General features: G+C 63.1%; 14 protein-coding genes. 7 read left to right on the top strand and 7 right to left on the bottom strand.

The genetic code is table 11. The features are described from left to right. The first annotated feature begins 164 nt into the window (after positions 1–164). From AC1RU4_RS14925 to AC1RU4_RS14905, 5 genes are all read left to right on the top strand, one after another. Complete coding sequence (locus tag AC1RU4_RS14925; protein ID WP_492891886.1) at positions 165–893, top strand: response regulator; 729 nt, start codon at positions 165–167, stop codon at positions 891–893. Beyond that, a complete protein-coding gene (locus tag AC1RU4_RS14920; protein ID WP_492891885.1) occupies positions 890–2,833 on the top strand; it encodes a PAS domain S-box protein in 1,944 nt (647 codons plus the stop codon). Before AC1RU4_RS14925 ends, AC1RU4_RS14920 begins: the two co-directional genes overlap by 4 nt. Positions 2,834–3,023: 190 nt before the next feature. Then, positions 3,024–3,764: an ADYC domain-containing protein gene (locus AC1RU4_RS14915; protein WP_492891884.1), complete on the top strand. Its 741-nt coding sequence runs from the start codon at positions 3,024–3,026 to the stop codon at positions 3,762–3,764. Between the two features lie 71 nt (positions 3,765–3,835). Beyond that, positions 3,836–4,180 (top strand): hypothetical protein, encoded by a 345-nt coding sequence (locus tag AC1RU4_RS14910; RefSeq protein WP_492891883.1) that lies wholly within the window; start codon positions 3,836–3,838, stop codon positions 4,178–4,180. A 137-nt stretch (positions 4,181–4,317) separates the two neighbouring features. Further along, positions 4,318–5,283 carry an AraC family transcriptional regulator gene (locus AC1RU4_RS14905; RefSeq protein ID WP_492891882.1) on the top strand — a complete coding sequence of 322 codons (966 nt, stop codon included), beginning with the start codon at positions 4,318–4,320 and terminating at the stop codon, positions 5,281–5,283. A gap of 171 nt (positions 5,284–5,454) precedes the next feature. On the opposite strand, the gene AC1RU4_RS14900 is transcribed toward AC1RU4_RS14905, so the two are convergent. From AC1RU4_RS14900 to AC1RU4_RS14870, 7 genes are all read right to left on the bottom strand, one after another. Beyond that, positions 5,455–7,755: a hypothetical protein gene (locus AC1RU4_RS14900; RefSeq protein WP_492891881.1), complete on the bottom strand. Its 2,301-nt coding sequence runs from the start codon at positions 7,753–7,755 to the stop codon at positions 5,455–5,457. Between the two features lie 579 nt (positions 7,756–8,334). After that, on the bottom strand, positions 8,335–9,774 hold the full coding sequence (locus AC1RU4_RS14895; RefSeq protein WP_492891880.1) for an IS1182 family transposase: 1,440 nt from the start codon (positions 9,772–9,774) through the stop codon (positions 8,335–8,337). A 128-nt stretch (positions 9,775–9,902) separates the two neighbouring features. Next, positions 9,903–12,161 (bottom strand): KAP family P-loop NTPase fold protein, encoded by a 2,259-nt coding sequence (locus tag AC1RU4_RS14890; RefSeq protein ID WP_492891879.1) that lies wholly within the window; start codon positions 12,159–12,161, stop codon positions 9,903–9,905. A 621-nt stretch (positions 12,162–12,782) separates the two neighbouring features. Beyond that, on the bottom strand, positions 12,783–16,205 hold the full coding sequence (locus AC1RU4_RS14885; RefSeq protein ID WP_492891878.1) for an SIR2 family NAD-dependent protein deacylase: 3,423 nt from the start codon (positions 16,203–16,205) through the stop codon (positions 12,783–12,785). 364 nt (positions 16,206–16,569) lie between these two features. After that, the gene (locus tag AC1RU4_RS14880) at positions 16,570–19,125 is read right to left on the bottom strand and encodes a trypsin-like peptidase domain-containing protein (protein WP_492891877.1); all 2,556 of its coding nucleotides are present in this window, start codon (positions 19,123–19,125) and stop codon (positions 16,570–16,572) included. A gap of 131 nt (positions 19,126–19,256) precedes the next feature. Next, positions 19,257–19,730 (bottom strand): hypothetical protein, encoded by a 474-nt coding sequence (locus AC1RU4_RS14875; protein ID WP_492891876.1) that lies wholly within the window; start codon positions 19,728–19,730, stop codon positions 19,257–19,259. After that, the gene (locus tag AC1RU4_RS14870) at positions 19,727–19,963 is read right to left on the bottom strand and encodes a helix-turn-helix transcriptional regulator (RefSeq protein ID WP_492891875.1); all 237 of its coding nucleotides are present in this window, start codon (positions 19,961–19,963) and stop codon (positions 19,727–19,729) included. Before AC1RU4_RS14870 ends, AC1RU4_RS14875 begins: the two co-directional genes overlap by 4 nt. Before the next feature lie 165 nt (positions 19,964–20,128). Between AC1RU4_RS14870 and AC1RU4_RS14865 the strand changes: the two genes are divergently transcribed. Together AC1RU4_RS14865 and AC1RU4_RS14860 are read left to right on the top strand one after the other, a co-directional pair. Continuing rightward, complete coding sequence (locus AC1RU4_RS14865) at positions 20,129–20,509, top strand: hypothetical protein (protein WP_492891874.1); 381 nt, start codon at positions 20,129–20,131, stop codon at positions 20,507–20,509. A 77-nt stretch (positions 20,510–20,586) separates the two neighbouring features. Then, the gene (locus tag AC1RU4_RS14860) at positions 20,587–20,934 is read left to right on the top strand and encodes a hypothetical protein (protein WP_492891873.1); all 348 of its coding nucleotides are present in this window, start codon (positions 20,587–20,589) and stop codon (positions 20,932–20,934) included. The last annotated feature ends 136 nt before the right edge of the window (positions 20,935–21,070 follow it).

Below are 21,070 nucleotides of genomic sequence, written 5' to 3'. Positions count from 1 at the left end.
TCAGGGCGTCGCTGTCCCGTCCAGGACAAGACATCCGTCGCGCCCCGTCCAAGACGCTGCGTCAGGCCGGTGCGATACTTCGGACCATGTCTTCAGCGACCGACCCGTCAATTGCGATCATGCGCGCGGAATCCGGCTCCGGGGCAGGGGGACTTTCAGGACCGATGGATCAGCCACGCATCATCGTTGTCGATGACGAAGCCGATTTGTGCCTGCTGATCGCCGATTATCTCAGCCGGCACGGCTTTGCGGTCCGCACGGCGGCAAGCGGCAACGACCTCGACGCCTGCCTGGCGAAGCAGGGCGCCGACCTCATCATGCTCGACGTCAACATGCCCGGCGAGGACGGCTTCACCATCGCGCGGCGGATCAGGGCACAGGACGACGTGCCGATCGTGATGCTGACCTCGGTGACCGATGTGATCGACCGCATCGTCGCGCTGGAGCTCGGCGTCGACGACTATGTGAGCAAGCCGTTCGATCTGCGGGAGCTGCGCGCGCGGTTGCGCGCCATCCTGCGCCGCACCGCCCGGCCGGCCGCCGTCATCGACGTTGCGCCCGGCCGCCGGCACGTGCCGTTCGGCGCGTTGATGCTCGACATGGAATCCCACTGCCTGGTCCGGCAGGACGGCAGCCTGCTGGCGCTGACCGCCATGGAATTCGCCCTGCTCGAAGTGTTCGCCGCCAATCCCAACCGGGTGCTCAGCCGGGACCGCCTGCTGGACCTGGCGCACCGCGGCAACCGCGACCCCTTCGACCGCAGCATCGACATCCGCGTCACGCGGTTGCGCCGGAAGATCGAGGCCGATCCCGGAAGGCCGGCGGTGATCAGGACCGTGCGCGGCACCGGCTACATGTTTGTGCCCGCCGCCCGCGGCGGCGATCCGTCATGAAACCGTTCGACGCCGCGCCTCCCGTGCCGGTCGCCGATGCCGCCGACGAATGGCTCGGCGCGATGCTGGAGGCCATGGCCATCGGCGTCGCGCGCCTCGACCGCGCGCATGGCTATCTCTACGCCAACCGTGCCTATGCGCCGCAGGGCATCGAAGGCTACCGGGCGCCCGAGATCGTGCGCGCCCATGGCGAGCACGCCGTGGGCGGTCGGACCTCGGCTTGGCGGGGCTGGCTGGCAGGGCCGGGCGAGACGGAACCGCGCTTTGCGGAGGGCGTCTGCGTACCCCATCATGGCGCCGGCGGCGGTATCGACGGCTACCGCCTGCTGGTGCGCGACCTCACCGAGATGAAGCGTGCCGAACGTCGCCTCGCCGAGCAGATGGCGGTGCTGGACATGAGCCAGGCGCTCGGCGCCGCCATGACGGTCTCGGCGCTGGACTGCGTCATCATGATCGACGAGGCGGGCTGCGTGGTGGAATTCAACCCGGCCGCCGAGCGCACCTTCGGCCATGCGCGCGCCGACGTGCTCGGCCAGCCGATAGGTGACATCATCGTGCCGGAGCATCTGCGCGCGCGCCATGCGGCCGGTTTCGCCCGCTATCTCGCCACCGGCGCGGCGCATGTGCTGGGCCGGCGCATCGAGATCGAGGGCGTGCGTGCCAACGGGGAGATTTTCCCGGTGGAACTCACCATTACCGAGGTGAGCCTGCCGGAGCGGCGGCTGTTCACCGCCTATCTGCGCGATCTCTCCGATGCCAAGGCCGCCGCCGCCGAGATCGCGCGCGGCCGCGAGGCGCTGCACCAGAGCGAGAAGATGGCGGCGTTCGGCTCGCTGCTGGCCGGCGTCGCACACGAGCTGAACAACCCGCTGTCCATCGTCATCGGCCATGCCCTGATGCTGGGGGAGGATGCCGCGAAGGCGGCGCCGCCGCTGGCGGAGCGGGCGGCCAGGATCCAGTCGGCGGCGGAACGCTGCGGACGCATCGTGCGCACCTTCCTCGCCATGGCGCGCCAGCGGCCGATCGCGCTGCGCCCGTTTGCGCTGCGCCCGCTGGTGACGGGATCGATCGACCTGCTGGCCTATAACCTGCGCAGCAGCGGCGTGACCGTGGACGTCGTGATCCCGGATGACCTTCCATTCGCGGTCGGCGATGCCGACCAGTTGACGCAGGTGATGGTGAACCTGCTGGTGAACGCCCAGCAGGCGCTCCAGGCGCAGGCGCTGCCGCGCCATATCCGCGTGGCCGCGTCCGTGGAGGCCGATGGTCTGCTGCTGACCGTCACCGATAACGGTCCCGGTGTCGGTGCGGACATTCGCGGCCGCGTGTTCGACCCGTTCTTCACCACCAAGCCGATGGGACACGGCACCGGCATCGGCCTGGCGGTCTCCCGCGGGATCGTCGAGGCGCATGGCGGCACCCTGGTGCTGGCCGCGACCGAGATCGGCGGGGCCTGCTTCGAGGTGAGGCTGCGGCCCGCGGCGACCGACGCCGCAGCAGACGCCGTCATTCCGCTCCCGGCCGTGCGTCCCGAGGCTGCCATTCCTCTCGAGGCCGGCACGGCGCTGATCGTCGACGACGAACCGGAGGTCGCCGCCATCCTGGCGCAGATGGTCTCGGCTATGGGCTTCCAATGCGACGTCGCCCTCGGCGGCACGCAGGCCCGCGGCCTGCTGGAACGGTCGGACTACGACGCCATTCTCTGCGACCTGCACATGCCCGACCTCGACGGGCCGGCCCTGTTCGACTGGCTGCTGGACCGCAAGCGCCACCTGCGCACGCGCGTGGTGTTCATCACCGCCGATACGCTGGGTCCGGCAACCGGCAGCTTCCTCGCCCGCGCGCGTCGGCCGGTGCTGGAAAAGCCGTTCGTGCCGGAGGAGGTGCGCCGGGTTCTCGGAGCCTTTTGCGCCTTGCGGTGCCCGCCCGGAACCAATTGAAACAATCCGGAAGCACAGGCGGCATACGACTGAAACCGGCGGGGCCCAGTCTCCGCCCATGATGATCACAGCCACACAGCCTTCCCCCTCCAGATGTCCTTCGTGGCTCCGCGCCGGAGCCCGCGTCGTCCTGCTCGCCGGAGCCCTCTTCTCCGGGGCGGCGGCTGGCGCGGCGGAGCCGGACCGGATCGTGTCGACCGAGGTGCTGGGCACGGCATTCCGCATCACCCTCGCCAGCGGGCGGATCCTGCAGGGGATGGAACTGGCGGGCGCCACGCTCTCGCTCAAGTTGCCCGGTTCCGACACCGTCGGGCATGTGCGGATCGAGGAGATCGTGGTCGACGAGAGGGACCCGGACCACGAGGTGCTGCTCTATCGCGCCAGCGTGCTGGATGCCGCCGGCAACGCCTCGGAAATCTGCGAGCCGGATCCGCAGGGCAAGCGCTGGGTTTTTCCGGTGCGGGGCCAGTGGGATTCCGAGGGCCGCTTCGTCTCGCCGCAAGGCTTCACGCTCACCTGTTCCGGCGGTGCCCAGGGCAAGTGCGTGCGCTTCGGCTACAAGCCGTGGAAGACCCTGCCGGACGGCACCGATCTCGCGGTCTATCACCGCGCCTGCGTGAAGCTGGTGCGTGCCGACTATTGCGGCGACCACGCCACCACGCTCACCGGCATGGCGATCGATATCTATGACGATATCGGCATCCAGAAACGCGCCGCGAGCGCCGGCCAAGACGATCTGAACTTCGAGGCCGCATGGGGAATCGAGGGCGCCACGTGCGTCGCTCATACCCGCGTGCCGGCCAAGATGACCCTCGACGGCCTGCAACAGTCGTGTCTTCGGCTCGCAGGCCGTCTTGGCCCCGCTTGCACGGAGGAGCGGGCGCGAGCCGGCGAGACCGGCAAGGCATTGCTCTTCAACCGATCGCGCTGAACCGCGATCACTTCCCCCCATCCCGCCGGACCGTGTGCCGCGCCGGATTCAGACGACACCAGGAGACTCCCATGACCCGCATCGCCTTCATCGCCCTGTCCGTGCTCGCCCTTGCCGCGGCCCCGGCTGCCGCCGACACCACCAGCAACGTGCTCACCGCGAACGTGCTGACAGCCAATGTCCTCACCGCCAATGTTCTCACTGCGAACGTGCTGACCGCGAACGTCCTCACTGCGAACGTGCTGACCGCGAATGTACTCACTGCCAACGTGCTGACGGCCAACGTCCTGACCGCCAACGTCCTGACCGCCAATGCGCTCCCCACCGGCATCGTGGCGGAGCCGATCCTCGGCGCCGGCAGCATTGCCGATCTTGTCGCCGTGGAACTGCCGACCGGCGAAACCGTCGCCCGCTAGTCCCGCACGGGGCACCCGACAGGCATCGCGCCTGGCAGGTGCCCCTGGTCGGGGGTGGTGCGGGGCATACGAATAGCCGAGCCAGGTTGAAAGCTTTCGGCTAGTCTGTGCGCTCAAGCCCGCATCACGGAACGGCTGTGACCCCATCGCGCTCCGGTCAGGTTCGCCTGTCGACCGACGACCTGCCCGAGCGCGACCGGCTCGCCGTCTGGCGCGAGGTCTATGGGCGCCATCTGTTCAACCTGGATATCGAGACCCTCGACGACGGGCCGTTCCGCGCCGATGTCGCGCTGCGCCCGCTACCGGGGGTGAACGTTCTGTTCAGCTCGCGCTCGGCGACGCGCACCAGCATCACGCGGCCGCTGCTCCAGAGCGCATCCGACAGCCTCGTCCTGGCGGTGGTGACGAACGGGCGCGCCCTTGCCAGCCAGCTCGGCCGCGAGGAGGCGATTCCGCGGGGCGGCGCCGTGCTGATGTCGAGCGCGGAGATTGCGAGCCACACGCTCGTGGATGACGGCTGTCTCCTGACCATTCAACTGCCGCGCATGTCGGTCCTGCCCTATGTGAGCGATGTCGGCTCGGCCCTGATGCAGCCGTTCGTTCCTGAAACCGAAGCGCTGCGCCTGCTGGCGGGCTATGCCCGGGGCGCGATGGAGCTTGGAGCGACCGCCTCGCCGGAATTGCTCGGCACGGTCGCGCTGCATCTGCGCGATCTGATATGCGTTCTCCTCGGCGCACGGAGCGACGCGAGCGGGCTGCTTGCCGAGCGGGGCGTGCGCGCCGCCCGGCTGCGCACCATCAAAAGGGAGGTGCTGGCGCAGCTCGGCCGCGGCGACCTCTCCGCCGAGACGGTCGCACAGCCCCTGCGCATCAGCGCCGGCTATGTGCGCAAGCTGCTTCGGGGCGAGGGCTACACGTTCTCCGAATATGTCCTGGACCTGCGCCTGAAACGCGCCTTCGCGATATTCCGCGATCCGCGCCTCGGCGGCCGTGCCATCGGCCTGATCGCACTCGATGTCGGGTTCAACGACATTTCCTATTTCAACCGCTGCTTTCGTCGGCGCTTCGGCATGACGCCAGGGGAGGCCCGGACTCGGTCATAGCCGCCACCGGGGCGCCAACCGTAAAATCCTGCTAAATCATTGAAAGGGCCCGGCAGGACGGATATCATTGTGAAATTAACTAATAAATACAATAGAGTAGTATTGTGATCGTGATACATGTGCCAACGAATGTGCCAACATAATTCTGCGGCTCGAGTGGGGAGGGGGCTTTTAGGCCGCCTCCCACACCTGATTGAGAATTTGCGCCGCGAGCGCAGCCTTGTCCTGCGGCAGGAAGCGCCCGTAATGCTTCGCCACAATCTCGGGCGTGTCCTGGATAGCGTAGCTCGCCTGCTCGTAGGAACCGGTCTGCTTCAGGATATGCGTGGCGAGCACGTCTCGGACATTGTGCGGACCATGCGGGAGAAGGCCCTCGATGGCGCCGCGGCCGGTGTAGGGATTGAAGATCCCATAGCGCTGGATGGCGAGCCGCCAGGCCTCGTAGAAGGTGTTCTGGCAGTAGGCGGCATCCTTGCTCGTCTGCTTCACCGTCTTCACGAACAGGGTTCCTGGATCGGTGGCGTTCTTGAGCAGCAAGCCACGGTGCTGCTCGATATAGGCTTCGAGGTAGCGGTAAAGGTCGCCGAGATCGGGCAGGATCAGTCGGAATGGCTTGCTGCCGAAGAACGACGAGTTGGCGTTCTTGAACGCGACGGACGGAATGAACACCTCCCATCCGTGATCGCGCTCGCTCCAGCGTAGTTCGCCCCGCTTCATCTCGACGAGGCGCCGCTCGGAGCTGGGAATGCGGCCGCGCGGACAGACGAGCAATTGACGCAGGTTCTTCTGGCGCAGCCCAAGATGCAGTCCGAGACGCAGCATCAAGAAGGCACGGACAGCTTCCGCAGCCGCGACGGGGTAGCGACGCTCATCGGGCATCAGCCGCAGAATCTCCTCGGTGATTTTACGGTACGCGCCGACCGGGCTCTCGTCCTCAAGCACGACCATGATGGGCTCGAATGGATCGCGATGGACTTGGGCGACCCGCTGCACCTCTCGTGCTCGAGCAAGGCCGTGCTTGTACATCTGCTCGCAGGCGCCGGCCCAGTCGGCGCGAACGGCGGCAATATCCTGTTCGGTGATGAGGTTCGGAATAGGCGCTATGCGGTCAGCGATCTGCGGGCTTTGCCGTAGCCATCCCGTTTCGGCACGGGTCAGCGCGACCGCCACCTGCAGCATGTCGACCTCCCACGCCGTGTAGAAGCCCCGCCGGCGCTCGCGCCATTGGATGTACCAGTCCCATATGATCGGGAAGACCAGCAGTCCGAAGGTGAGGCTTTCAAGGGGGACGCCGAAGCCATGGACCGCGCCACCGGGAGCGGCCGCAAGCGCGCCGAACATGAGCCCGAGGTGCTCGACCTTCTGGGATGCGGTCTCCTCACCCCAGACGCCGTTGCGCTGATAGCCGAAGGCGGTGAGCGTGGAGGTCTTGAAGCGGACGAGGTCTTCCATCTCCTGCGCCAGCCGCGGCGGCGCATCCACGGCCGGTGTGGCAATGTCCGGATCGGCCAAGGCACCGTCCTCATCCCGGCAGAAGCGGTAGAGTCCGCGGGCACGCGTCGATTGTCCCGCCAGCCCCGGAAAGCGGATGGCATAGCGATGCTTCATTGCCGCAGCCTGGAAGCGACGATACTCGGTCGAACCCGAGATCACGACCCGCTGCACCCATTCGAGGATTTCCTCGCGCTCATTCAGCGGGCGGCGATCGAAGTCTGCCGGCAGGTGCCAGGCGAGCCGCCGTCGCTCGGATCGACTGATGCCAGAGATGGTGCCAGCGGAGGTGCAGCGGTTGGTGTTCGGCAGCTTGGCCGAGAAATAGCCGGGCGGCAGACGGTACCGCCTTTCGATCATTTCCAGCGCCGCCATGCTGCGGGATGCGCGAGGGATCTTCACGCCTCGGCGCCACATGCGCACCGTTGTTGCGTCGACGTAGCCGCCGCAGTTCTGCAGCGCCATGGCCAGATGCTTTGCGCTGTCCCCATGACGGCGCATGTGGAGGTCGAGTGCATCTGGGAATGTGTCGGGATCAACCCATGCGCTGTCATCGGCCGGCGGAAATTCCAAGAATGGCTTCGCACGCGGTCCACGCTTCTTCGCCATAGGAGCCTCGGCAGGCGGCAACGGCTCGATGCGGGAGGGTCCGACGCGGCGTTGCCTGGCTTTGCTCGAAAGAGATGCCGCCGCTTTCTTTGGGCTTCCGCCGGAGCGACGTAGGTATCGGCGGAGTGCATCGAAGCCGGGCTCAAGGGCTCGCTCGGCGCGATGAAGGGTCATCTCGTCCACGCCGGAGCCAGCAGCTATCGCTCGCCAGTCGTAGCCTCGATCAGAGCGTGGGGGAGAACGCCGACTTTGCAGCATCTCCAGCAGATAGGCCTGCAGATTTCGAGCGTCGCCGGGTGCGAGAACGCTTGCCACCCGTTGCCGACAGAACTTGGCCAGCATGCGGGCGAAGGTCGTCGAGAAATTGGTCATGGCAGCGCTCCAGACGGTAGCTGAGAAGGGCGCGCCTTCTGGAAGATTCGCTCTGGCGACGGGAAGAATCCGCCGGTAGCGTGCCGCTGCGCGAACTCGCGCGATCCGCGAACGCGAGGAGACCCGCTTGACCGTCGAGGCCTTGATCTCAATCGCAACCGTTGCCCTCCTCGCCCTCGGCTCGGTTCTTGTGGACAGGAGGCTCAATGCCGTCCCGGCGCTCCCGATGCAGTGGGATTTGCACGGGCGGGTGAACTGGAAGGCTCAGCGGCAACTCGCGCTGGCATTCACGCCGGTCCTGGCGGCGGCTTCGAGCCGATCCGAGCGCCCTATGTCGGCACGTGCGACTGCCCCTATGACGAGATGCGCAATGGCCGCAGCTGTGGCGGGCGCAGCGCTTACAGCAAGCCGGGAGGGCGGAAGCCGAAGTGCTACCGATGAGGTGTCATAGGGCGACGGGTTCGCCAGAAGCAGAAGTTCGCTACGGCGACGGCGAATGGCCGGTTTGGGGCCGAGGCTGTGTGAGAACTCACTGTGGCTCGTCGCGCAGGTTGTTGCCACGGCGCGCGTTAGCTCCGTTCACCCGGTTATCGCTTTGAGGGTCGATGCAGCGCCGGCGACGGCGATGACGCGCTTGATGTTGTAGGCCAGGATCGCCAGGCTGGCTTCAGTGGAGACGTTCTTGAGGCCGCGCGTTCGGAAGTGGGTGGCGCCCATCCATCCTTTTATGGTGCCGAAGACGTGCTCGACCGTGCAGCGGCGGACCGCCATGGCTTCGGGCGTCGCTTGAAGCCTGCGCTCCATGGCATCGAGCACCGCTTCGTGCTCCCATCGTCGGATGCGCTTCTCTTTGCCGGCCGTGCACAGCGCACGGGATGCGCAGGCACCGCAGGCCTTTTGGTTGAAGTACACGCTTATGAGCTTGCCGCCCTCCACCCTGGCAAAGCGCTTCTGGAGCTGCGCGCCGACTGGGCAGCGGTAGGTGTCGGTCTCAGGCTCATGTACGAACATGGCCTTGCTCCAGAAACCACGCGCCTGAGCCGGTGAGGTATTTGGCTTGGGCACCATCGGGATGATGCCAGCTTCGGCGCAGGCGCGGATCTGCTCGCCCTCATAGTATCCACGATCGGCAAGGACGATCATCTCGGTAGCGCCGATCTCGGCCTGTGCGGCCGTGGCCATCTCAAGCAGATGCGACCGGTCATGGCCGCGGTTCGTCACCGTGGTGGTGACCACGATATGATGCTTGGTATCGACGGCCGCCTGGACGTTGTAGCCGACTACGCCGCGATGGTCGCTCCCGGTCGCCATGGCACGGGCATCCGGATCGGTGAGCGACACCTGCTCATCGGGAGCGGCTTGCAGTTGCTGGCCAATCTCCTCGAGTTCGCGAAGCCGACCACGCAGCGACGCCAGTCGCTCAGTCAGGTGATGGATCCGGGGAGTGGCCGGTCCGGTTTCCGCACTGTCGGCTTCCTCAAGCTCGGCGAGATAGCGCGCGATGCTTTCCTCGACATGGGCCTTCCGGCGCGCCAGCTTGCCCTTGGTGTAGTTCTTCTCGTGCGTGTTCACCGCGCGCAAGCGTGACCCGTCGATTGCGACCATGCCGCCACCGACAAGACCCAGTGCACGACAGATGGCGACGAAGCGCTGGCACGCGATCTGGATCGCGCTGGCATTGTCATGGCGGAAGTCCGCGATCGTCTTGAAGTCGGGTGCCAGCTTGCCGGTCAGCCACATCAGTTCGATGTTGCGGCCCGCCTCGCGCTCCAGCTTCCGGCTCGAGGTCAGCTGATGCAGGTATCCATAGACATAAAGCTTGAGCATCGTGCCCGGCGCGTAGCCGGGCCTGCCGGTCGATGCCGGCTGCACGCGGGCAAAACCGAGCTCGGCAAGATCGAGCTCATCGACAAAGGCATCGATGATGCGGACCGGATTGTCGGGATCGACATAGTCCTCCAAACAAGCGGGCAGAAAGCTCGCCTGATGACGGTCGGCAGCCTCGACAAAACGTCCCATCTGGCACCTCCGAAGCAGTGCCTAAACATAGCAAAATCAGGGGTTTTCACACAGCCTCGGCCCCATGCCGGACGTTCATACACGCACTTGGCAAGATCTGTTTCTGGCGCGATCGAGCACTCGCATAATCATGCATCATCATCCGCTTCACCAGACGGATCGTCGGGCATAGATGTCTCGCTCATAAATCGCTCGGAACCTCGTACGAGCTCATTCAGTAGATCGCGCTCATCCTCGGAAAGTTTCGCTGCCGAGAGATGATGAACTGCAGCACTCCGTAGCAAGCTCAGATCGATGATCTGGGGCTCTGGCCGGTTAGTCATTTCGTACGATTTTCGCCGCCCGCCGATGGTATGGGAAACCATTCCGCGGCCCAACTTAACAAGGAATTGCGCGCTGACCGGCATGTTCGCCTCCAGCCATGATTGGGGCGCGGCGTTTCCAGCCAAATAAACCCACGCCTTGATGATGTCATAGTACGCAGGCGCGTCGACAAGCGTGCCATCTGACGCGCTGGTGGCGATCCTAGAGAGGAGGGTCTGTCCAAGTCTATCGAACGCCTGCGGTGTTATGCGCGGCCCGTCCGATGTTCGGCCGCCACGTTCGAAAATGTCCAGCTCCCGTCCCCTGTCAACGTACACGTCGGCCAATGCCGAAGGTGCCGCCGACTCTTGCTCAAAGGCTTGAATCAGATGCGTGCCTGCCTCGTCGATCGTCCACCCATCCAGGATATCATCGATAAGGAAGCCGAAACGCGAAGCTGGCGAAAGCCGGAGAAAATCCCTGGTCTCACTTTGCGAGATGATTGCCTCTCCATTACGAAGCAAGACATTGAGAAGTGCTCTCGTCGGCTTAGGCTTCCTGCTGCTCCTGAATCTCATCTGGAGCTCTTCAATGAAGTCCCCGATCAAATCTGACCCAGTCGCCGACTTCTTGCCGACGTATGAGCGTAGCGTAGCCTCGATTGCGGCCTCGTCATCGAACGCTTTGATAAATGCCAGCATCGATGTGTTGGAGATGCGATCGCCGGACACGTGGAGCGTGAAATACGCGTCGTAGCCTTGGCTGGTTGCGATCCCGCGACGGGAAACCTGATCAGCATATGTTTCTCCGCTACCGAAGGCTTCAGAATCCTTGAAGGCCTTAATGCGCTGCGGAAAAAGCATGCTGAGTAGAGTCATTGCAGACCTATGGCGCTCCTCCGGAATCTGCTTCTTCAGCAGCAAGACTGCGTCGGCAAGCACATTATCTCGCGCGAGCGTGTAGCGCCCCTCGCCAAAAAGGAAATCTCGATTGTCGCGAATCCAAGCAAACGCGCCTGGCTCAAAAATGCGCAACCCTTCCATCGCGATGAGATCAGCTCCGTCGAGCTCATTCTCCAGCGATGGCCAAGCAAAAATCAGTGAGTTGGCGAACCGCACGACATCCCTAGGCCTACGGATCCAATGGTAGATGCCATCCACTACGATGGTCGACCAACGATCGTTTTCTGGAACTTTGGAAGCGATGAACGAGATTTCCTGGTCAAGCATCGCCAAGAGCCTCGTTCTCCCAGGCTGTGGCAGCTCCAACTCTTGTTGAATAATTTTCTCGATGAAGGTGGGGCCGCTGCCTTGTGGCACGCTCGCTTTAAGAGTTTGCCCCACGATCTGCTGATCATAGATCAGGATATAGACAATGTTCGGCAACCGCCCGACGGTCTTTACCATCTGCAGTATGGCTAAAACTTCATCGTCTTGAAGACGGTCGAGATCGTCGATCGTGACGACAAATCGGCGACCATCCTCGGCCAATTGAGTTCGAAGATTTTCATGGCTTTTCTGAAGCGACGGTTCGGCCAGAAAACGGGAGATGGACGCAGACACCAGCCCTTTCAGGCTGCGTGAAATAGCTGTCGTGGCTGTCCCGCCCGAAGGATCGATAACGATGCCAACCTTCGCGACGGCATCAATTAGAGGATCTGCCGATGACTTAAACCATCGGCAAAGCCGGCGCAGAAACCGCATGTACCACGGTGCGGGATCGCCAAGGCTCTCCGCCAAAACTTTGAAGAATGTCGCGATTACGTCTTGATGCCCAGAGACGATCCACGGTCGAAAGTCAACGACCGTGATTTTATCGTGCTCATCGTCGCTCTCCTGATTGTGCTTCTCGATGTAACTCTTGATGAAATTCAGCGCAGTCGATTTGCCGCTACCCCATCGCCCATTGAGGCCGATGACGTAGCCACTTGGGGCGCGCAGTCGGATAAGCGTTTGAGCGACGCGACGACAGAACGGCGCGTATCCCAGCCGATCCTGTTGCCAAGGATTATCCTTGGGCTGATCGTCGCCGAGGTAAGGCAGCTCAGTTTTTTGGGTAGGCGAGTTAATTGCTGCGTCGGTCATATAAAGGCTGTGCTCAGCTGCCGTGAAACGGGAATAGTTTGTGCGGCCTACAGCCCGGCAGCACGGCATCAATGGAAGGCTGGCTCGCGTTTGGCTCGCCTCGCCTTGAACTCTCGAATTCCGGCAAAAATCACCTCGTTCGGCGCATTCTTACTCATCGGGTATCTCGGTAGATCTGCATCGCGGTGAAGGTCGGCGAACGACCAACTCCTGAGCGAAGTCGGCGATGGCCGCGTCACATCCGCATCCCCACTGTAGACTAGCTTCGCGGCATTAAACTCCGCAATGGGTCGGGAAACGCTCCACGGCCGGGCTCCAGTGAACGCCCGCTTTCCGGCTGGATCTCAAAGCCTGCTTTTGGCGCAAAGGTACCGACGTGCCCCACCGCGCGAATGTCCGCTTTTGGGCCGCGGCCGTTACCCGATCAATGGCCGAGATGGCGGCGCAAAGCGGACGTCGCTGAAAGGGCAGTTGGGGGGCGGTATGGATCGTTCCGGTTGTAAGGCGCTGGCCCGCCGCGGTGTTCCAGAGGGCAGCGGCATGCCGATCGGCAGCGGGCCAGCACAGGCATGATGCCCGATGGGCTGCGTTCGTCAAATCGGGCAAGCCCGAGCGTCAACATTATTTATTCGTTACATCACGCGCGGCGTGGCGAACTTCTGGAAGGGGATCATGGGCTGCGAGGTCTTGCCATGCGCGAACCGACTCAGTTGTTACTCCCTTCTGCTCCAGCGCCAATGCAAGGCGTACGCACTCGGCCCGGACGAGGGGCAAGGAAACGACCCGGTCAGACTCAACATCCGCGTCGCCGTCCGGGGGACCATAGTCCGTCGCCGCGCGGAGCTCATCAAGGACTTCGACGATCTGATCGAGTTCAGGATCGCCGCAGCGGCCGGCCTCGATCAGGCGACGCGCAAGATAGATGAGACTCACCAATTCGCCGATCCGCCCTCGCTCCAGTGCCCGCAACGCCCTATCACGTAGGACATCGGGCAGGGGAGATGCCTCACCGATTTCGGATAGACGCAGCCATCGGTCGAGGGCGCCGACAGCGGCGGGCGTCGCCTGGCGGTCGCCCATCGCAAGCGCCCGGCGAAAGGCAGTTGCGATCCGGCCGTCGACGTCGGCGTTGAGACCATAGAACACTGGTAGCGCGGCTAGGCTCTCCGGCAGCTTCGTCTCGTGCAAAAAGGTCAGCGCGGCCTCGGCCCGTTCAATCGTGCGATCATGCTTTGCGAGCGCAGGCGCGGCCACTATGCCCAGAATGGAGGCCTGCATCCGGTTGCTTTCTTCGTAACTCGAACGGGCGAAAACATGAGTGATGCCCTCGGGGGGCAGCTCTTTCGGACGCCAGTTTGCCAGATCGTGGAACAGCCGAACCGCGTCGGCTTCGTTTGGCTGTAGATAAGAGGTTCGGCCCGAAACCGCTGCCACCAAATTGACCGGGTCCGGTGTTGCGCCAGGCGCGAAAAGATTCGCGTAGACACGCGCGCGGGCGTCAATGTCCGAGGGTGCGGGCGCGATCAGGAAGGCGTGCAAGAGCAGATTCGTACCCTCAGGCGACGCATTGCTCTCCTTGGGGGCGTCTTTCCAAAGGGCCTCGGCGAACGACGAGATCTGATCGCTCGTCAACTGCCCATTCTCGTACAGGTAAAGCAGGCGTACGGCAGCCTCCGGCCGCGAGGGTTCACCGGCAGCCAGATGGTGAAGGAATGCGGCTACGCGAGCGTCGAAGATGGCTTCATTCCCGCTTCGGCGAACGAAGCGGTAGGCGTCCGGACCGGGATTATACCAAAACATCGATCGGCCGCCTGCGTCCCGCTCTGCAGCCAAGGGGAAATGCAGAAGTTCGGGTGACAGCTCACCTCGTTTGTCAGGGGGAAAGGCATCGACGGCGCGTTTTAGCAGATGTCCAATCGGCTCGTTCAGCCACCAATGATTCAATGCTTCATCTCTTGCCATCTCTACCGCGAGGCGCGCATGGGCTTTGGCGGTGTCGGCATCGTCGCGGGCAGCTATTCGGGACAGCGCCTCAACGTAGAGACGCAGGATCTGAATGTGGTCAGAAAACTCGTCTCTTCTGCGAACGCGATTGCGCCAAAAGTCGATTGCGTATTCAAGCCGCTTCCGCAGCTCGGCGACCGCTTCCGCGTCAAGTCGGGCGACGGGAATGCGACCGAGATGTATGTCGATCGGCCCCTTGGAGTAACTCGGTTTCGTCGAAAGAAACGCAGAGTGCCACGCAGCAGTCGGTTCGAAGACGAGTCGGAGCGCGTCGGCAAGCTGAGTGCCGAGCACGTTCACGTTCTGCGTACGGATCGGCAGTCCTGCTCGTTCGGCAATGTGGCGCAACTCGCCGAGCGACGTGACCTTCGAGGCGTTGCTGAAGGTGGTGGTTCTCCGGTTGTCGCTGTAGGTCCCAGCTTCGAATCCGGGTTCGATCTGCCTCGCTTCCAAACGCTTCCGGAGACCCTCGTCGACTTCCGAGTCGAGCGCGCGCAACTGCTCCCAAGTGCCGTAATCACGCAGTGCCAGCCGATCCAGGCCGTCCAATTCAGCATGAAGAACGCCGTCGTCCTCCCAAGGCAATGCATGGGCCAACATCTTTGCCCACGCCAACCGCGAACGAAGCGCGACGCTGTCGGGATCACGCAGAACCCGTGCTCGCAACTCTCGGGCCGCCGCGCCGATGGTCAGCAGGGCCCTCTCCGTCTCTCCGACCCAATAGAGCAGTGCCGCCCGCCGCAGTCCCCAAACCGGATCGTAGCCCTCGACCTTGCTCGCGTTTTCTGCCACGAATGCGAAGTCGAGCCGGTCGCGCGCGAAAAGGCAGCGCTCGTGAGTTACGATAGCTAGCAGATCACCCGGCACGGTGAGAGCTTCGAAGCGAGCGGCGCGGCTCGCGAGAGCGGCTTCGTCGTCCGCCGAACGCGCGGCGCCCAGTAGGCTTCGTGCAAGCGCGCGTATTAACTCGGGCTCGGCGTCGACAAGAGCCTCAGGCGTCGAAATCGCGTCCATACGATCCGCCAGCCACGGTGGGAGAGGTTGAGCCCCGCGGTCGTACCGCCAGACCAACTCCAAGAGCGCGTCCCGGCGCTCGTTCTCAGGCAGGGAGTCGAGGGCGAGCGAAAGATTATCGACGGCATTGGTGCCGAATCCGATCGAACGCCGCACATCGCGAGGGCAGATGAGCCACCCTGGGCATGTTTGCCGGTCCGTTCGCCAGATCGCTAACGTCGCTCGAAATGCTTTGTCGACCTTCTCTGGATCTCGAAAGTCACGAGGCCAGTCTTTGGGATCGCCTTCGCCTAATCTCGGATAGCTGTTGGACGGAATCGGTTGCCACTCGTCCGGTTCCGAAGGCTTGGCGGCCTTGAGATGCGCGAGAAACAAGGAAATTGCAGCAGCATGGCGCCGATCGGCCCGCTCTTCCTTAACCGCATGGGCGAGGTCAATCGGCGCGACGCCGCGCGCCTCTAGCAGGCGCCGTTTCACGGGCGGCAGATCGAGTGCGCCGACAAGATAGATGCGCCGTGCGCGGCCGCCCAGTCGGTCGCGCACCCATCCCGCCCATTGCAGGAAGTTCGGATCGTCACCGGAGAAGCCGAGCAGACACAACTCGTTCTCGATGAACACCTGTCTAGCCGTGTTGACGAACGCCGCTTGGCGCTGCGGGTAAGTGCGATAGTCCTCTTCTGAGATCACGACGCCCGTCCCATCTCGTAGCGAGCCGTGCAACTTGATAATCCGCGGGCCGCGTGCGTGGGCTAGGTCGTTTTCCGCAAGAACGACATCGTAGCCGCGCCGTACCTCCTTCGCCGCGCGCTCGAGCAGCGTGTCGTAGTTCGTCGTCAGCACGTCGGCCCAAGGAAGATCGAGCAAGTCGCGATGGATTTGTCCCGGCTCGAATGCGTCGTCGCGAATGCGGTTGCGCAGAAAATCTATCAGCGCTGCGTCGCCGAGGCCGGCACGGAACTCCTCAGCGAGCCGCAGCGGGTCCTTCGGCGCGTTCGCGTTTTGCGCGCCATAAAGCTCGCGCGCCATGTCATCCGCGAGATCCATCCACAGGGGCGGTGGCGGGGTGTCGTTGGCGGGAAGTCGAACCCCGGTGCGGCTGACGCCGGCACCGATCATAACGGCCGCCCCGCGCAATGTTCCGCGCGACCATAGCGCCCGGCTAAGCTGCTCCAGTGCTGGACGATCGGGTAGATCAGCTAAAGATTCGGAACAGTGCATTTATCCCTTCCTGAATCTCGTTCTGTCTGTCGATTGATGACTTGAGATCGCCAAGGGCAGCTTGCAGATCTTTCATCGCCTATGTCCCCTTCCGCAGCCTCACGCCGGGCTGCTGCCGTTCTCCGGGATTAGCGGACAGTGGGATCTGCCAGTCGCCCCACACAGCATTGCGTTACTCTGGAATGCAGACGATCACCGCCGAAAACGACTGGGCTTTGGTAGCGAGGTCCGCAGACTTCAATGTTTCGCCTGCAACGCCGAGATCATAGTTGATGTTGTTCGCGTCCAGAAAACTGGCGACGATCGCACTTTTGATGGCAAAATTCACGTTCTGCGGGATGTCGTCCGTTACAGCCGCCACAGCAACCGCATCAATCTTTGACACGACCACGCCGACGACGTTGCCGGTCTCGTCGAGCAAAGGCCCCCCGCTATTACCGGGTTGAACGGGGGCAGATATTTGCAGATGCCGAGTATCATCTCGAAGCCCCGCTGTTGCGGTTATTGTGCCTCTGGTGAAATTTCCTGAACTCGCGAGCAGCCCACTGAGTGGATAGCCAAACGCCGCGACATCTTCGCCGAGCCGCACGCCCAGGCGCAATTTCGCGATCGCCGTAGACCGTGCCGACGTTTCGACCATCGCCAGATCGTTGATTGGGTCGCGGCGCAGGACATTGCCGGGAGAGCGGCGCCCGTCGATCGACACTGTGACTTTGTCGCAGCCTCTAACGACATGGGCATTGGTGAGCAGCCGATCCGCGGTAATGAAGAAGCCTGAACCGGAGACTTCCACCGCTGACGTTGAAGGGGGAATTGGAGAAGAAGCCGACGGCTCGGCCGGTCGCGAAGAAGGGCTAAGTGCAATCTCATTAAGCGGAGCCGGAGGGACGCGCCTCTGGCCGAGTTCGTTCTCGGCGCGGAAAAGATCGGACATCACTGTTGCAAGTCTGTCTCCGTGGATATCGGAATCACTCGGCCACACCAGAGTGAAACCAGTCATGCCCCCTGGTCGCATCTGGAAGCGCGTATATCTTGAAGCTCCATCCAAATGCGAACTGATCACGAAGAATTCCACCTTCGCGGCTGTGTAGTCGATGGTCTCGCCGTCATCTTTCGCCTTCTGCACGAAATAATCGAAGGCGCCGCTGATATTGGTGAAGGGTAGAAACGCGAAGAAAACAGAGGCTCCAGTCGATCTCGACGAAAATTCAACACCTGCTTTCATCGCAGAACGATCAGCTGCAACGCCTCGCGGCACCCATATGGTCGCATCCGCGGAAGGGTGCCGGACTCGCTCCAGTCCCCACAGTCGAAGGATTGGCGAGGCGGCACGTAGCAGCGCGTCATAATCGTCGGGTGTCACAATGCCGGTCGGTACGCGTCCGACGGACGACTGGAAACCCCGAATAGCGTCGAGGAGCTTCGGGCCAAAGCCATCATTGGCGACCGCGGGCCACCGTCCCACCGTCGCAAGCAGAAGCTGAACATCTCGGCGCCTTTCGACTGGCAGGCTCATAAAGGCAGCGCGCGCGTCTTTCAGCGTGACGGTCGCCGGAGCAATGAGCCCCGCGGTGCCATCGCCCGTCGGCGCTACCCCATAGCCGGTCTCCTTCATGAAGCGCCGTAGGCCTTCGGGAAACGGCAATCGCTGTCGGCTCGCCTGTGGACAGTCCTTCAGCGCAACAGGCGCCGCGCAGTCGTCGATGCCGAAATCGGATGTTCGGTCGTAGATTGGCAGCATCTTCTGCCAGGCCTCGTCGCCTTCGCCGATGCGTGTCTTTGCGGCAACCCAGGCGGCGAGGAATCCGTTTGAACGCCACTGGTTAGGCTCAACCTTGGCGTAATACTCCATCCACCGCACATCTTGTAAGACGCGGCGTCGGAAGGATGGCTGCATGGTCACGTCATCGACGCGGACGGCGTTCAGTTTGTCGATGAGGATCGGCTGCATCGACCCCGCATAAGAATCAAACGTGTAGAGAAATCGGTTGTCGACGCGAATGATCTCCGCGGCACCATCCTCGTCGACGTCTTCGAGATCGAGGCCTTCGCCATCTCGAGTGCCAAGATCGACGAAGCGCCATACGCCGGTCGAGGTTTGTGTGAGAGCAATCGACGTCGTGCAGCAATGAGCACCGCCGGAGAACGCATCAAAAACGATCTCGGGTGTCGAGTTTGATCGGTCGAGCTCGACGAGGGAAATTGAGGAGTCATAGTCCACGGCTACATCGAAGTTGTGACGCAAGTCGAACACTACCCCGGTGGGGTCGCGACCGACGAGATGCGCCGTCCATCCCTCCTGCTGCGCCTCGCGGCTAAGCGTGACCTCAAGGCCGTTCATCCGCACTACGCCTTGCTTGTCCTTTGAGACAGTCGCGGTAGCCTGCTTCACCTCGAAATAGCGCCAGACGGTTTCAAGATAGGCAGTGCCTTTCGAAAGCATGGCGTCGGCTGGCAGCGGCGGCCAGGGTATTTCCTTGCGAATAGCCTCTACCGTTCCGGTCCGCGGTTCGAGCGTGGCGGCATACCAGCCATTTTTCGCTCTCACGACACGGGCCTGGCCATGGAAGGTCCGGGCGACAGCGATGGCCGTGTCCAGATCCTGCGTGCTCGCGAGCGTCACCCATTGCTTACCCGATGGCGGGACGAAGCTCTCGGCACTGACAGCGGTTGCACTGAACCAAGCAGCCGCTGCGACAAAGCATAGAACGAAAATCCGATAGTTCATGCCACGATGCCCCCACTCGCGGGAGCAGCATACCGCCGGGCAAGTGGTCTGCAATCCCCGGCTGTAGGTCCTATTCCATTCCAGAAGAGCGGCCTATCGAAGCGGCAAGCACGCTGGGCTTTCAAGAGTGTCTAAGGGGCGGCGCTATCCGCGACACCCAGCTTCGCCTGCCACCATTCGTCTGCCGCTCGGACGATCTGACTTACCAGCAAAAACTGGCGCGGCTCCACTTCGACCATGACCTCCAAACCATTGCATGACCAGCCTGCACGAATGTTACCGACACGGATCTCCTGCGCTTCGATGTCGCGAAAGCTGAGAGCATTCCCGTCTCGCACAACATGCTTTGTTGCGTTGGCGATGTCGTGCACTCGGCCAACGGCCATGCTTTCGAGCTGCGATGCGCGGCGAAATTCGGCCACTGCCTTGCGATCTGCGTTGGGCACTGCGGTTGCGTGGACGTAGTGCTCAACCAGAGCTGAGAGGGAGAGGCATGCCAAACAAGCTAGGCGTTGATCTGACGGCCGGCTGAGAAACTCCGCCACCGTCGGTCTGACGACCATTTCGTAAAATTCAGATGCCTCGTTGCAACCGTCTCCCGTCAAGGCCGCTCCTTCCGCAACCTCACCCCCGGCCCCTCGCCGTTCTCCGCGACGAAGATCACGCCCGCGGATTCAAGGGCGCGCTGGATGGCGCCCAGGGTTGAAGCCTTGGGGTCCGCGGCTCCGCGCTCAATGTTGTTCAGCGCTGTGGTGGAGATGCCCGCCGCCGCCGCCAATTCGGCCTGGGTCATGGAAAGCATCGCTCTGGCGCCGCGAATTTGCTGAGGAGTGATCATGGCTTTTTGTAGCGTCCACGCGATTTTTTCTCAAGTCCGCTTGACGCATTCTCCGCTTGCGGTTAATCAAAGCCTACTTGAGAAATTATCAAGTGGATGCACTCGGGAGCCCCAAACAGGCCCTCCCGGTGATTGCAGCCCCGACCTCCCGAGGAGAGTGATTCCATGAAAGCGACCACTCCCGCCGAAACTCCTCCGAAGGCCCGACCGGGTGAGCGGTCGGAAGCCCAGCACGCTCTGTCCGATCTCGGAGCGATGCGCGAACGGTTCGAGCTCGCGCTCGCCGCCTGGGACCGGAACCGTCTGAACGCCTATGCGCCGGATGCGGCCGAGGGTGAGGCGCTGCGAGCCGAAGCGGAGGAGGACGACCTTGCCCTCGCCGTGCTGACGGCGCAGGCGCCGACCATTGGCAGCATGCTGGGTAAGCTGCGGGTGATCCTCGAATACGCGCACCCGGGTCCGGGCATGCAACCCGACACTTACGAACGGCTGACGCTGCTCGGGCTCCACACGCTCCACATCGACCTAATGTCGATCGAGCGGTAAGCGCCCACTCTTTCCGATCCGGAACCCAACCAACGCCCAGCCGGCGCGCAGCGCGCGTGACCGGCGAAGGAGGAGCCATGTCCGCATTCCACCCGGTCGCATTCCCCGTCGGGAACAGCGGCTATGACGACCTACAGCAGGGGTTAAGCTACGTGCTCACCGTGCACGCCGCCCTCTGCGCCGGCGACAACGGCAACCTCACGCCGGCGGCCCTGGAGGCGGCGCGGCATGTTCTCGGCGACGCCATCAATTTCCTTGAGGCTGGAGCCGCGTGGGCCGTCGAGGCGCACAATGAGGAGTGCCGACGGGAGATTGAGGAGCATGTCGCCCAGTCTGCTGGGCGCTCGGCGCACACCTCCGCCGCCAAGCAGCGGACCGCGAGCGCGCCGGAGCGGGCTCAGAAGGTCGGCAAGCCCCATGATTGAGCGCAGCCCCCGCGACATCCTCGCCGCACGCCCGTTCCTCTCGCCGGAGGAGGTCGTCACCCTCGCGGCGCAGCTCCAGACGCCGGACGACGCCCACCCTGATGCGGCGCTGATCCGGCTGCAGGCTGAACTGCGT

The sequence above is a fragment of the Ancylobacter sp. GW821-FHT10E12 genome (assembly GCF_058809335.1).
This window is presented reverse-complemented; position numbering and strand designations above follow the sequence as displayed.